The organism is Micromonospora sp. DT233, from assembly GCF_049841815.1.
Taxonomy (GTDB): Bacteria; Actinomycetota; Actinomycetes; order Mycobacteriales; family Micromonosporaceae; genus Micromonospora.
In genome coordinates this window covers 262,636-275,380 of record NZ_JBNCLB010000007.1, presented here as the reverse complement: position 1 = coordinate 275,380, position 12,745 = coordinate 262,636, and the positions used below count along the sequence as shown (strand labels likewise).

Here is a 12,745-nt window from a genome sequence, read left to right as displayed (position 1 = left end):
TCCTAAGCGCCGGTGGTGACGAAGAGCTTGTCGATGCCGCGCAGGAAGAGGCTGCCGCTGTATTCCGGGGTGCGGCTGACGCGCAGGTCGGGGAAGCGGGCGAAGAGCCGGGGCAGGGCGAGGCGGCCCTCCAGCCGGGACACCCCCGCGCCGAGGCAGAAGTGCAGGCCGACGCCGAAGGCCAGCGACGGCGGGCCGCTGCGGCGCGGGTCGAAGCGGTCCGGGTCGGCAAAGCGCGCCGGGTCCCGGTTGGCGGCGGCGATCAGCAGCATCACGTTCTCGCCCTCGGCCACCGGCACGCCCTGCAGGACGGTGTCGCGGGGGGCGGCGCGGGCCAGGAAGTGCACCGGGCTCTGCATCCGCAGCACCTCGTCGACGGCCCCTCGGGTCAGCTCGTCGTCGCCGGGCAGCGCGGCGGTCACCTGCGGGTGCTCCAGCAGCAGCGGCAGGCCGTTGCTGAACATGTAGACGGTGGTGACGAAGCTGGCGTTGAAGAGCACGATCAGGTTGCTGATCAGCTCGTCCTCGGTGAGGTCCACCGTGCCGGAGTCCAGCGCCTCGATCAGGCCGGTGATCAGGTCCTCGCCGGGGACGCGGCGGCGGGTGGCGATCAGCTCGCGGTAGTAGCCGCGCAGCTCCTCGGCGGCGGTGTTGGCCTGGGCCAGCCGCTGCGGCGTCGCCCCGCCCAGGTCCAGGAACTCGTCGATCCACTCGACCCGCTCCCGGTACCAGGCCAGGTCGGCCTCGGGCAGGCCGATGAAGTCGGCCATCACCAGCGCCGGGATGGGGTACGCGAAGTCGGCCACGAAGTCGACCTCGGCGCCGTCCGCGCCGGCTTCGGCCATCCGGTCGAGTTGCCGTTCGGTGACCCGTTCGATCACCGGCTCCAGCGCGCCCAGCCGGCGCGGGGTGAAGGTCTTGGCGAACACCGCCCGCATCCGGGTGTGGTCGGGCGGGTTGATGAACATCATCGAGGACTCGAAGGTCCGCAGGATCTCGTGCTGCTCCCAGCCGGGCGGGGACTGCTTGGTCCACTCGGGGTCGCGCAGGATGGCGTCGACCAGGTCGTAGCCGCCGGCGACGGCGGTGACGGTGCTGCCCGGGGCGCGCTTCGGGAACACGTGCACGGGCCCCAGCTCGTGCAGGGCGGCGTACAAGGGGTACGGGTCCTGGCGGCCCTGATCGCTGTAGAGGTTGGTGATCAGCTCTGTGATGTCCATGGTGGTGCTTCCTCCCCAGGAATTTTGGTGACGGGGCGGCGGGAGGTGCCCCGCCGCCCCGCCGGTGTCACAGCCCCAGCAGGCGCAGCGGCACCGCGTCGGCGATCGCCTGGTTGCCCAGGTCGTTCGGGTGGATGTGGTCCCCCGAGTCGTACGCCGGGAGCAGCCGGCTCGGCTGCGCCGGGTCGCGCAGCACCCGGTCGAAGTCGAGGACCCCGTCGAACTCCCGGCTGCCGCGCAGGTACGTGTTGACCGCCTGCCGGGTGGCCTCCTTCTCCGGCGTCCACACCCCCGGGTTGCCGTGCCCCTCGTACGGGGTCAGCGTAGCCACCAGGCTGGTCAGGCCGCGCGCCTTGACCTGCTGGTTGATCTGCCGCAGGGAGGCGATGATCCGCTCGGCGGAGTCGCCCGACATCCAGATGTCGTTGATGCCCAGGTGCGTGACGACGGTCTGCACGCCGGTCTGCGGGAAGACGTCCTCGTTGAGCCGGGCCAGGCCGTTGGGGCCCAGCTCGTAGTAGCCGGGGAAGCCCCCCGTGCCGGGCTCGGTGCCCTCGTGGTTGAGCCGGTTGCCGGCCAGGCTGAGGTTGAGCACGCCCGGGGTGCGCACCTCGGGGCGGCCGTCGATCAGCCGGTCGGCCAGCAGGTCCGGCCAGCGCTTGTTGGCGTTGACCGAGCTGCCGTTGCCGTCGCCGATCGAGTCGCCGAGCACCACCACCGCACCGGGGCTGTGCCGCCGCTGCACGTCCACCCCGGAGAGGAACATCCAGCAGCAGTCGGGGCGGGTGGTGAAGCCGGTGCCCGCCGCCGCGCCGGTGAGGTCGGTCGCGCCGATGAAGGTGGTCTGCCGGGACTGGCCGTGGAAGGTGACCGGCCCGGTCAGCACCGGGAAGTACAGCGTGACGACCAGGTCCTGCTGGTCGCCGATCGGGAAGTCGATCGGGTCGCTGAGCAGCTCCGCGCCCCGGTTCATGATCACCGACGGGGAGCCGTTGAACTTCAGCTCCCGCACGCTGGGGGCGGTGACGTCCGACAGGTCCGTCGGGGTCGAGGCGTCCGGGCGGGCGACGGTGGCCCGGCCGACGGTGACGGCCTGCTCGCCGTAGATGTTGCTCAGTCGCACGCGCACGCGGTTACCGCCCACGGTGGTGTGCACGATCATCCGGATGCTGTGGTTGTTCAGCCCCGTGTTGGTCAGGCCGGACGTGTTGCCCCGGGTCACTGCGGCGGCCCAGCTGCCCGCCCAGACGGGGGCGCCGGCGCGCTGCCCGTTGTCCGGCCCGGCGGTCGCGACGAGGGCCGGCGCCCCCACGACCAGTGCCGTGGCGGCCGCGGCGACCAGCTGCCATCTCTTCGGGGCGGTTATCACGTGCCATTTCTTCGGGGTCGTCATCGAACCTCCATATTGGCAGCCCAGGGTCGTCCACTGACGACAGTCGCCTGAACGGTGGTCCAGAAACTAACCGCACCCCTGAAGAGCGTCAATCAACCTGATCGACAAGATCAATTGCCGTCGGGACGCGCCCGGGCCGCCGATCGCCGCGCGCCGGGCCACCGATCGCCGTACTCCGGGACACCGATCGCCGTACTCCGGGACACCGATCGGCCCCTGTCCCCCGCGCGGTGACGCGACCTAGGCTCGACCTCGGCGGCGGCGCGATCGCCGAATCCGCCCGCCGCCCTCGCGTCCGGGCCCCTCAGTCGCCCGGACGCCGCTCGCGGCCGGTCATCGCGGGCGTCCCGTCGGGGCGCCGCGCACCGCCGCCGGAACGCTGATGGGGGCTGGCGATGACGGACGGGTCCTACCGACCGACCACCTACGTGCACGAGGTGCTGGAGCTCTTCGCCGGCTTCGGCGACCGGGAGGCGCTGGTGGGCGGCGGACGCCGCTTCACCTACCGCGACGCCGCCGACGAGGTGCGCGGCATGGCCGGCGCGCTCGTGCGCGGCGGGGTCGCGCCGGGCGCCGCCGTGCTGGTGATGCTCGGCAACGCGGTGGAGGGGCCGCTGCTGCAGCTCGCCCTGCACCTGCTGGGCTGCCGGACTATGTGGGTCGCCCCGATCACCTCCCGCGCGGAGGTCGACGACTTCGTCCGCCTCTCCCGCCCGGAGGCGTTCGTCTACGACACCCGCACCGGCGACGACCTGGGCGCGCGGATCGCCGCCGGGCTGCCCGGCGTGCCGCTGTTCTGCCTCGGCCCGGACGGCGCGGGCCCCGACCTCACCGCGACCGCCCGGCAGGCCCCGGCCGCCCTGCCCGCCGAGGTGCCGGCGCCGGAGTCGTTCCTGCAGACCAGCGGCACCACCGGCACCCCGAAGCTGGTGCACCACCGGGAGAGCTTCTACCGGCAGATCCTCACCCTGGCCGAGGGCTTCCGCTCCGGGGCGATCCCACTGCTGCGGCACCTGTCGCACTCCTCGATGTGGCTGGCCAGCGGCCAGATCACCACGCTGATCAACCTGTTCAGCGGCGGCGTGCTCTTCCTGCGCGAGCAGTGGGACCCGGCGGTCTTCATCGCCACCGTCGAGCGGGAGCGGATCAACTCGACGTACGTCACCCCGCCGATGCTCTACGAGGTGCTCGACCACCCGGCGCTCGACGGCGCCGACTTCTCCACCATGAACATGTTCAACGTGGGCGCCGGGCCCGCCGCGCCGGCCCGGCTGCGGCAGGCCATCGCGCGCTTCGGCCCGTGCCTGCGCATCGTGTACGGCCTCAGCGAGGCCGTGGTGATCACCGCCCAGCCGGGGCTGACCGAGGACCCGGAGCACCCCGAGCGGCTGCGCTCCTGCGGCCGGGCGTACGGGGACGTGGCCGTCGAGATCCGCGACGAGCACGGCGCGGTGCTGCCGGCCGGCGTGGACGGCGAGGTGTGGGTCCGCACGAAGCTCAGCTTCGCCGGCTATTACGGCCAGCCGGAGCTGACGGCCGCCACCCTGGTCGACGGCTGGGTGCGCACCCTCGACATCGGTCACCTCGACGCCGACGGCTACCTCTACCTCGTCGACCGGCTCGCCGACCGCATCGTCACCCGCAAGCGGGGCTGGCTGATCTACTCCCGGCCGATCGAGGACGCGCTCGCGGGTCACCCGCAGGTGCGCGCCGCCGCCGTGATCGGGGTCCCCGACGAGGCGGTCGGCGAGGTGCCGTACGCGTACGTGGTGGCGGCGCCGGGGGCGACGGTGACCGGGGCGGAGCTGATCGACCTGGTCGTGGCCGAGCTGAGCGAGACGTGGGCGCCGAGCGCGGTGGAGTTCGTCGACGCGCTGCCGCTGAACCGCTCGGCCAAGGTGGACAAGCGGGCGCTGCGCGACCGGTACGCCGCCGGCCGTAGCGCCGATTCGGTCGGCAGCCCGACGTGAGCGCCGACGCCGGCACCGAACCCGTGGCGAAGGGGGCCCGGCCGCCCGAGGTGGCCGCCGCCCGGCGGGAGCTGGTCATCCTCGTCGCCGCCGACCTGATCTCCAACCTGGGCAGCCGCATCTCGGTCATCGCCATCCCCTGGCTGGTGCTGACCACCACCGGCAGCCCGGCGAAGATGGGCCTGGTGGCGGCGGCGGAGTTCCTGCCGTACATGCTCTCCAGCTCGCTGGCCACGCCGTGGGCCGACCGGTTCGGGGTGCGGCGTACCTCCGTCGTGGTGGACGCCGCGAGCGCGATCGCCATGGCCGTGGTGGCGCTGACCCCGTGGCTCGGCTTCGGGCCGCTGCTCGTGCTCGTCGCCTTCGCCGGCGGGCTGCGCGGCATCGGCGACCGGGTCAAGCACGTGCTGTTCCGGCCGGCCGCGCAGCGGGCCGGGGTGGAGCTGATCCGGCTCACCTCCGCCTACGACGGGCTGGCGCGGGCGGTCGTCCTCTTCGGGGCGGTCATCGGCGGCCTGCTCATCGACTGGGTGGGGGTGACCCACGCGATCTGGATCGACGCGGGCACCTTCGCGCTCTGCGCGCTGCTGGTGGGGGCGCTGGTCCGCCCGCCGGCCGACACCGCGCCGGCCGCGCCCCGGGAGCCCTACTTCCAGGCGCTGCGCACCGGCTTCGCCTACCTGCGCACCGACCGGGTGCTGCTGGCCATGCTGCTGGTGGTCTCCGCGCTGAACATGATGGCCGCCGCCAACACCGCCGTGTGGGTGCCGCTGTGGATCAGCGACGTGCTGGGTGACCCGGCCGGCTTCGGCCTGGTGCTGGCCGTCTTCGGCGCCGGGGCGCTGCTGGGCAACGTGGTCTTCACGGCGCTCGGCCCCCGGCTGCCCCGCACCCTCGTCTTCGCCGTCGGCGCGGCGCTGAGCGGCGCCCCCCGGCTGCTGATCATGGCGCTCACCGATCACCTGGTGGTGGTGCTGGTGGTGACGTTCCTCTCCGGCATCGGGATCGCTGCGGTCAACCCGCTGCTCGGCGCGGCGCTCTACGAACGGGTGCCCGACGCGTTGCAGACCCGGGTACTCGGCATCGCCGGCTCGCTGGCCTTCGTCGGGCTGCCCCTGGGCGGCCTGGTCGGCGGCTGGTCGGTGGCGGCGCTGGGGCTGCAACCGGCGCTGCTGGTGATGGCGGTGGTCTGCACGGTGCTGACCGTGGGGCCGCTGCTGGTCGGGCCGCTGCGGGCGGGTCAGCCGCGGCCCCGGGCGGCTGCGGCGAGCTGAGTCTGGAGCGCGGCGCGCAGCCGGCCGATGCCGGGGGTGAGGCCGAACAGGGGCACCCGGATCTCGTACGGCCGCTCGGCTCGGGACTGGTTCCACAGGTGGTGGCGACTCCACTCCTCCCATCGCCCCAGGGCCGGCCGGGTCCGGCCCGGGTCGATCGGCTCCAGCACCAGCACCGCGGTGATCCGGCCCCGGACCTCGGCGACCACCAGGTTGTCCCAGTCGATGGCGAACGATCCGGTGGTGGGATGGGTGAGCACGATCTGGTCGTCGGTCAGCAGCAGCGGGAGACCCACCTGCCGCTGCGCCTGGACGTACCCGCCGACCGCCCCGAGCAACGCCACCCCCAGTTGCGGCCAGGGGTCGGCCTTGTCCGCGCCGAAGAGGAGAAGACCCGCCAGCCAGGCGGTCGCCGTGAAGGCCAGAACCGCTCCGGCCAGGTACGGCAGCATTTTGCGGCGGGACCGCCGGAACCGCACGGCCCCCGGTGCACTCGACCAATCCATGACCGCTAGTTGCCGACGCCGCCCGAAGGCAAACCCTGCCCGACCGAAAGCAAACCCTGCCCGGCCGACAGGCAACGCCGACGACGACCCAACCGGCGGACGACCAACGCGCGGCCTGACTACCGGCGGGCCGGCGACGGCGGGCCGGCGACGGGCGCGTCCGCAACCGGCAGACGGTCTGATCGCCGGGACGGTCCCAACGGCGGACGGCCACCGGCAGACGGCAGTGGTGAGCAAGGTCGGCGATGGCGGGCAGCGATCCGCAGGCAACCCACCGGGGCGGGGCCCCCTCCTCTGGACGCTATGGAGCTGATTCGTTTGCGTCATCGCCCTCGGCGATTCGTTTACGACATCAGCTCCAAAGGACTCGCAGGAGACGTCCCCCGCGCAGGAGGGCGACCGCGTGGGGCGGTGTGGCGGCGGCGGCAGAGCAACGGCTCGGCAAGGCAGCGGCAGTCCGTCAGCGGGTCAGCCGGCAAGCGGTCGCAGCAGGGCCCACCCGGCAAGCAACCGAGCAGGGCCAACCCGGCAGGGCCAACCCGGCAGGGCCTACCCGGCAGGGCACACCCGGCAGGCGGCCGGAGCGGGGCTCAGGCGAGCAGGTTGCCGAGCCAGAGGCCGAGCGCGGCCAGCGCCAGGCTCGCCCCGAGGCTGCCGAGCACGTTGACGGCCTCGACGGCGGCGTTGCGGCGCAGCAGCCCCAGGGTGTGCCACTGCTCGGTGGAGAAGGTCGTGTAGGCGCCGAGGAAGCCGACCCCGGCGATGGTGGCGAAGTCCTGCGCCGCGCCGGCGAGGTTCTTCGCGGCGTAGCCGGTGACGATGCCGAGCACGAAGGCGCCGGAGACGTTGATCAGGAAGGTGCTCGCCGGGAAGGCCCGGCTGGGCCCGCTGGCCCGCCGCTTCCACCAGGGCTTGACCAGTGCGTCAACCCCGGCGCGGCTGAGCGCGCCGAGCCCACCGGCGAGGAACACCCCGAGGCCCAGCCACATCACGCGCCCCCGCCCGCCGGGCGACCCACCCAGGACTCCGCGAGCCGGGCGCCGAGGGCGGCGGCGGCCACCCCGACGACGATGCTGGCGACGAGGTAGCCGACGGCCACCCCGCCGCGTCGCGCCCCGAAGAGTTGATCGGCCTCGACGATGAAGTGCGACCAGGTGGTGAAGCCGCCGATCAGGCCGGTCGACAGGAACGCCTTGCCCCAGGGCCCCGGCAGCCGGTGCGCCGCCAGCAACGTCATCACCGCGCCGAGGGCGAACGCACCCACCATGTTGATGGCGAAGGTGACCCAGGGGAAGTGCGGCGGGGTGGCCGGGGCGAGGCCGAGGCCCAGCAGGTACCGCAGTGTGGCACCGAGGCCACCGCCGAGGAGGATCGCCACGACCTTCACGTCCCCATTAGCCCACCGGCGGCCTCGGTCTCCGCCCGGATCGGGCGAGCCTCACCCGCAGGGTGCGGGCTTTTCGGGTGTCGACGCCGGCCCGCCGGGTCGGCTAGCGTGCCGATCATGGCAGCGACCCTGACCGAGGCGACCGATCCGCACTGCCTGCGCGCCGGGGAGAGCGCGCGGCTGCTCGCCGGGCACCCGTGGCGGCGGTTCGTGGTGCTGGGCGACAGCGTCGCCGAGGGGCTCTGCGAGCCGGTCGACGGGTACCCGCAGGTGCAGTGGGCCGACCGGATCGCCGCCGAGCTGGACGCGGCCCGCCCCGGGCTGGCGTACCTGAATCTGGGGTTGCGCGGGCTGCGGGCGCACGAGGTGCGCGCGGCGCAGCTCGGCCCGGCGGTGGCGTTCGGGCCGGAGCTGGCGCTGGTGGTCTGCGGCGGCAACGACGCGTTCAGCCGGGGGTACGACGCCGAGGCCGTCGACGCCGAGCTGGCCGCGATGGTCACCGGGCTGCAGGCGGTCGGGGCGGACGTGATCACGGTCGGCATGTTCGACGTGTCGCGCAGCCCGGCGGTGCCCGAGCGGGTGCGGGAGTCCCTGGGCGAGCGGATGCGCCGGCTGGCGGCGCACACCCGGGCGCTGGGCGAGCGGCTGGGCACCCTGCACGTGCACCTCACCGACCATCCGGCGGTGGCCGAGCCGGGCCTGTACAGCGGCGACGGCCGGCACGGCAGCGCCCGCAGCGACGCCATCGCCGCCGCCGAGACGATCCGCCGGCTGGGCGCCCACCTGGCCGCTCGGGGGCGGGCGGGCACCCCCTGACCGACCCGACCGCTCATTCCCAGCGGAACCAGCGGGCCGCCAGTGCGCCCAGCACCACGGTGAACGCCACCATCACGGCCAGGTGCAGCGGCGAGGGCCAGGAGCCCGCCCAGGCGTCCTGCACGGCCAGGGACGCGGCACCCAGCGGGGTGAAGTCGGCGATGTCGCGCACCACGTCGGGCATCAGCGGCCCCGGCGTCCAGACCCCGGCGAAGAACATCATCGGGAAGTAGATCAGCTGGCCGATCCCCGACGAGGCCCGCGCGCTCGGCGCGACCGCCGCCACGAGCAGCGCGAGGGCGCACATCGCCGCCGACCCGAGGGTGAACGCCAGCACGAAGCCGACCGCGTTGCCGGGCGGCGGGACGTCGAAGACGGTCGCCGACACCAGCCAGGCCAGGGCGCAGCCCACGAGGAGTGCGCCCACGTTCACGGCCACCTGCGCCACGAGCAGCGACGCCGGGGAGACCGGGGTGGTCGAGAGCCGGCGCAGGACGCCCCGCTCGCGGTAGTTGGCCACCACGGTCAACAGCGTCACCATCGTCACGGTCGCGATGGCCAGCGCCATGGTGATCGGCACGTAGATCTCCATGGGCACCAGGCCGTCCAGTTCGTCCACCGGTTCCCGGAACCCGGGCATGGCCAGGCCGAGCACCAGGATCAGCAGGGCCGGGAACGCGATGGCGAAGAAGGCCCCGGTGGGGTCGCGGAGGAACAGCTTCGCCTCGACACGGATGATCTTGGAGAGGGCGGTCATCGGTCGCTCCCGGCGTCGGTGAGGGAGAGGATCGCGTCCTCGAGGGTGGGCCGTGCGACGCCGGGCAGCACCGCGCCGGCGATCAGGTTCTCAGGAGTGTCGACGGCGACGACCTGGCCGGCCACGACGACCGCCAACCGGTCACAGAGGCGCTCCGCCTCGTCCATGAAGTGGGTCACCAGCACGACCGTGACGCCCCGGTCCCGGACCTGCCGGATCAACTCCCAGGTGTCGCGCCGCGCCTGCGGGTCCAGCCCCGTGGTCAGCTCGTCCAGGATCGCCACCTCCGGGTTGCCGACCAGCGCCAGCGCGATCGACAGCCGCTGCTTCTGCCCCCCGGAGAGCTTCGCGAAGACCGTGTTGCGTTTGGGGGTCAGGCCCAGCTCGTCCAGCAGCGCCCGCCAGTCGGCCGGGTGCGGATAGAACGAGCTGTACAGGTCGAGCGCCTCCCACACCTTGATCCGGTCCGGCAGCTGGCTCTCCTGCAGCTGGATGCCCAGCTTCTGCCGCACCGCCGCCCGGTCCCGGCGCGGGTCCAGCCCCAGCACCCGTACCGTTCCGGAGTCCGGGATCCGGAGGCCCTCGACGCACTCCACGGTGGTGGTCTTGCCGGCACCGTTCGGGCCCACGATCCCAAAGATCTCGCCCGGGTCCACGCTGAACGACACGTCGGCGACGGCCACCTGTTCGGCGTACCGCTTGTGGAGGTTGCGCACCTCGATGACTGACATGCCGACAACGCTAGGAATTCCACCGGCGGCGGATAATGGGTCCAGCTGCACAGTGGGGTGCACCCAGCCCCACCCCTGGTCGGTACCCTGCCCCAGTACGGCGGCGGCCGGTAGAGCGGAGACTTCACCCGTGACTCGCTTCGCCCTCGCCGTGCCACGCTGCGCCGCCCTGGTGGTGCTGGGCGCGGCCGGGTTCGCCTACGGGTACGTTCTCGTCGTCGCCGCCATCCTGGTGGTCACCTACCCGCTCGCCGTCGCCGGCCAGTTCCCGCTGACCGCGCTGGGGCGACGACTCGCCCGCGCCTGGGCCGGGGCCGACGTCGGCGACCCCGTCCGGTCGCCGCCGCCGGCACCGCACCGCCGCGAGGACGGCTGGTACGCCCACGACGGCGCGCTGTTCAAGTCGTCCCGGGTGCCGGCGTTCCTGATGAAACTGGACCACCACGCGAAGGATCCGACGCTCAGCCGCGAGTGGCTGTGGCTGATCCTCACCCCGGTCACCGGCGGGCTGCCGGTCCTGGTGCCGCCCGCGCTGGTGGCGGCCGGGGTGTTCCTGCTCGTCTCGCCGCCCGGAGACCCCGCGTGGTCGGTGCCGGCGGGCGTCGGTGCGATCGTGGCCGCGGTCCTGCTGGCGCCGTGGGCGCTGCGGGCGTACGGGCTGTGGGCCGGCCTGCTGCTGGGGGCCGTGCGGGGGCCGCGGACGGCGATCGGCCGGTGGGTCGCCCGGCGGTCGGCCGCGACCTGGCGGGGGGCCGGCCTGGCCGGGCTGTCGCTGACCACGTTCGGCGGCCTGCTGCTCAACGTGCTGGCCGGCGCCCTGTCGTGGGGCGGGCTGCTGCCGCACACCCTGCCGGTCACGCGGTCGCTGGTGCAGCTCTACCGACGTCACGTCGGCCGGGCGACGGGCGTGGACCTGCCCGCGCCGTACCGGCCGTACCCGCCGTCGCCCCGCCCCGGCGAGGACGGCACCTACCGGGTCGGACGGGTCCTGTACACCGGTCTCCCGGCGGCGATCCAGGGCCAACGGCGGGGGTGGCTGCTCGGCGACCCGGCCACCTGGCGCGACCAACTCTGGTCGCTGGGCTCGGTCGTGCTGGCCCCGCTCTCGTTCGTCCCGGCGGTCCTGGTCGGCTTCGGGTTCTTCGGCCTGTTCTGCCAGCCCCTGACGTGGGTGGGCTGGGCGGTGCCCTTCGGCATCGTCACCGGCTACTGGATCACCCCGTTCTACCTCTGGTTCGGCGTCGCGCACGTGCAGCCCGCCGCGGCGGAGGTGCCCGGTTGGGCGAGCCTGCCCGTCGGGCTGGGCCTGGCGCTGCTCGGGCTCGCCCTGGCCGGGCCGCTGATGCGGCTGCGGCTGTGGTGGGACCGGCTCCTGCTCGCCCCCACGGCGGCCACCGTGCTCGCCTCGCGGGTCGCGCACCTCGCCACCACCCGGGCCGACGCCGTCGACGTGCAGGCCGCCGAGCTGCGCCGCATCGAACGCGACCTGCACGACGGCGCCCAGGCCCGACTCATCGCCGTCGGGCTCAGCCTGGCCGCCGTCGAGCGGCTCATGGAGACCGACCCGGCGCGGGCGCGGCGGCTGCTGGAGCAGGCGCGGGAGACCTCCGCCGCCGCGCTGAGCGAGCTACGCGACCTGGTACGCGGCATCCACCCGCCGGTGCTCGCCGAACGCGGGCTCGGCGACGCGATCCGGGCGCTGGCGCTGGACACCCCCCTGTCGGTGGACGTGCGCGTCGACCTGTCCGGGCGGCTCGACGCGCCGGTCGAGTCGGCCGCCTACTTCGTCGTCTGCGAGGCGCTGACCAACGCGGCCCGCTGCGCGTCGCACATCTCGGTCTCGCTGGCGCACCGCGACGGGGTGCTGCGGATGGTGGTGACCGACGACGGCCCGGGTGGGGCCGACCCGGCGGTGGGGACCGGGCTGCGGGGCATCCGGCGGCGGCTCGCTACATTCGACGGGACCCTGACCCTGCACAGTCCGCCCGGCGGACCCACCGTCGTCACCATGGAGATCCCGTGCGCGTCGTCCTCGCCGAGGACCTCCACATCCTGAGGGATGGGTTGGTAATGCTCCTGGAAAGCCACGGCTTCACCATCGCCGAGGCGGTCGGCGACGGGCCGGCGCTGCGCGCCGCCCTGGCCCGGCACCGCCCCGACGTGGCCGTCGTCGACGTGCGGCTGCCGCCGACGTTCACCGACGAGGGCCTGCAGGCCGCGTTGGCCGCCCGGCGGGAGGTGCCCGGCCTGCCGGTGCTGGTGCTCTCCCAGCACGTCGAGCAGCTCTACGCCCGGGAACTGCTGGCCGACGGGGCCGGCGCGGTCGGCTACCTGCTCAAGGACCGGGTCCTCAACGCCGACCAGTTCATCGACGCCGTCCGCCGGGTCGCGGCGGGTGGCACCGCGATGGACCCCGAGGTGATCGCGAAGCTCCTGGCGGCCGGCGGCACCGCCTCGCCGCTGGCCCGCCTCACGCCGCGCGAGCGCGACGTGCTGGAGCTCATGGCCCAGGGGCGGTCCAACGCCGCCATCTCGCAGCGGCTGTACCTCAGCGAGAGCGCCGTGGGCAAGCACACCGCGAGCATCTTCGACAAGCTGCGGTTGCCCCCGTCGGCGGACGACAACCGCCGCGTCCTGGCCGTGCTCGCCTACCTCAACGACACCTGAGTGCCGTCGACCGCGTACCCACGT

At 73.7% G+C, this 12,745-nt stretch carries 11 protein-coding genes and 1 pseudogene; 5 read left to right on the top strand and 7 right to left on the bottom strand.

Annotated features, from left to right (window positions below; genetic code table 11):
* Window positions 1-2 precede the first annotated feature (2 nt).
* Entirely contained in the window at window positions 3-1,220 is a 1,218-nt protein-coding gene (locus tag ACLQ2V_RS18240; protein WP_425719696.1) for a cytochrome P450, read from the bottom strand.
* Between the two features lie 67 nt (window positions 1,221-1,287).
* Complete coding sequence (locus ACLQ2V_RS18235; RefSeq protein WP_425719695.1) at window positions 1,288-2,613, bottom strand: SGNH/GDSL hydrolase family protein; 1,326 nt, start codon at window positions 2,611-2,613, stop codon at window positions 1,288-1,290.
* Window positions 2,614-3,008: 395 nt separating this feature from the next.
* Between ACLQ2V_RS18235 and ACLQ2V_RS18230 the strand changes: the two genes are divergently transcribed.
* On the top strand, window positions 3,009-4,583 hold the full coding sequence (locus ACLQ2V_RS18230; RefSeq protein WP_425719694.1) for an AMP-binding protein: 1,575 nt from the start codon (window positions 3,009-3,011) through the stop codon (window positions 4,581-4,583).
* Window positions 4,584-4,633: 50 nt separating this feature from the next.
* Window positions 4,634-5,857 (top strand): MFS transporter, encoded by a 1,224-nt coding sequence (locus ACLQ2V_RS18225; protein ID WP_425719736.1) that lies wholly within the window; start codon window positions 4,634-4,636, stop codon window positions 5,855-5,857.
* On the opposite strand, the gene ACLQ2V_RS18220 is transcribed toward ACLQ2V_RS18225, so the two are convergent.
* The 3 genes from ACLQ2V_RS18220 to ACLQ2V_RS18210 form a co-directional block, all read right to left on the bottom strand.
* On the bottom strand, window positions 5,824-6,309 hold the full coding sequence (locus ACLQ2V_RS18220) for a hypothetical protein (RefSeq protein WP_425719693.1): 486 nt from the start codon (window positions 6,307-6,309) through the stop codon (window positions 5,824-5,826). The genes ACLQ2V_RS18225 and ACLQ2V_RS18220 overlap by 34 nt on opposite strands.
* A gap of 644 nt (window positions 6,310-6,953) precedes the next feature.
* Window positions 6,954-7,352, bottom strand: a complete 399-nt coding sequence (locus ACLQ2V_RS18215) for a fluoride efflux transporter FluC (protein ID WP_425719692.1) — start codon at window positions 7,350-7,352, stop codon at window positions 6,954-6,956.
* On the bottom strand, window positions 7,352-7,750 hold the full coding sequence (locus ACLQ2V_RS18210) for a fluoride efflux transporter FluC (RefSeq protein WP_425719691.1): 399 nt from the start codon (window positions 7,748-7,750) through the stop codon (window positions 7,352-7,354). Before ACLQ2V_RS18210 ends, ACLQ2V_RS18215 begins: the two co-directional genes overlap by 1 nt.
* A 117-nt stretch (window positions 7,751-7,867) precedes the next feature.
* On the opposite strand from ACLQ2V_RS18210, the gene ACLQ2V_RS18205 reads away from it, so the two are divergent.
* The gene (locus ACLQ2V_RS18205; protein WP_425719690.1) at window positions 7,868-8,566 is read left to right on the top strand and encodes an SGNH/GDSL hydrolase family protein; all 699 of its coding nucleotides are present in this window, start codon (window positions 7,868-7,870) and stop codon (window positions 8,564-8,566) included.
* Between the two features lie 13 nt (window positions 8,567-8,579).
* Here the strand turns inward: ACLQ2V_RS18205 and ACLQ2V_RS18200 are convergent, their stop codons facing one another.
* Window positions 8,580-9,323 carry an ABC transporter permease gene (locus ACLQ2V_RS18200; protein WP_425719689.1) on the bottom strand — a complete coding sequence of 248 codons (744 nt, stop codon included), beginning with the start codon at window positions 9,321-9,323 and terminating at the stop codon, window positions 8,580-8,582.
* A 77-nt stretch (window positions 9,324-9,400) separates the two neighbouring features.
* Window positions 9,401-10,054: pseudogene (locus ACLQ2V_RS18195) on the bottom strand (ABC transporter ATP-binding protein); the annotation flags it as partial.
* A gap of 130 nt (window positions 10,055-10,184) precedes the next feature.
* On the opposite strand from ACLQ2V_RS18195, the gene ACLQ2V_RS18190 reads away from it, so the two are divergent.
* Together ACLQ2V_RS18190 and ACLQ2V_RS18185 are read left to right on the top strand one after the other, a co-directional pair.
* Entirely contained in the window at window positions 10,185-12,110 is a 1,926-nt protein-coding gene (locus ACLQ2V_RS18190; RefSeq protein WP_425719688.1) for a sensor histidine kinase, read from the top strand.
* The gene (locus tag ACLQ2V_RS18185) at window positions 12,074-12,721 is read left to right on the top strand and encodes a response regulator (RefSeq protein WP_425719687.1); all 648 of its coding nucleotides are present in this window, start codon (window positions 12,074-12,076) and stop codon (window positions 12,719-12,721) included. Before ACLQ2V_RS18190 ends, ACLQ2V_RS18185 begins: the two co-directional genes overlap by 37 nt.
* Window positions 12,722-12,745: the final 24 nt, after the last annotated feature.

Excerpts from the sequence above, each read along its gene's own strand:
- ACLQ2V_RS18240 (WP_425719696.1), bottom strand. The coding sequence starts at position 1,220 with ATGGACATCACAGAGCTGATCACCAACCTCTACAGCGATCAGGGCCGC.
- ACLQ2V_RS18235 (WP_425719695.1), bottom strand. The coding sequence starts at position 2,613 with ATGACGACCCCGAAGAAATGGCACGTGATAACCGCCCCGAAGAGATGG.
- ACLQ2V_RS18230 (WP_425719694.1), top strand. The coding sequence starts at position 3,009 with ATGACGGACGGGTCCTACCGACCGACCACCTACGTGCACGAGGTGCTG.
- ACLQ2V_RS18220 (WP_425719693.1), bottom strand. The coding sequence starts at position 6,309 with ATGCTGCCGTACCTGGCCGGAGCGGTTCTGGCCTTCACGGCGACCGCC.
- ACLQ2V_RS18215 (WP_425719692.1), bottom strand. The coding sequence starts at position 7,352 with ATGTGGCTGGGCCTCGGGGTGTTCCTCGCCGGTGGGCTCGGCGCGCTC.
- ACLQ2V_RS18205 (WP_425719690.1), top strand. The coding sequence starts at position 7,868 with ATGGCAGCGACCCTGACCGAGGCGACCGATCCGCACTGCCTGCGCGCC.
- ACLQ2V_RS18200 (WP_425719689.1), bottom strand. The coding sequence starts at position 9,323 with ATGACCGCCCTCTCCAAGATCATCCGTGTCGAGGCGAAGCTGTTCCTC.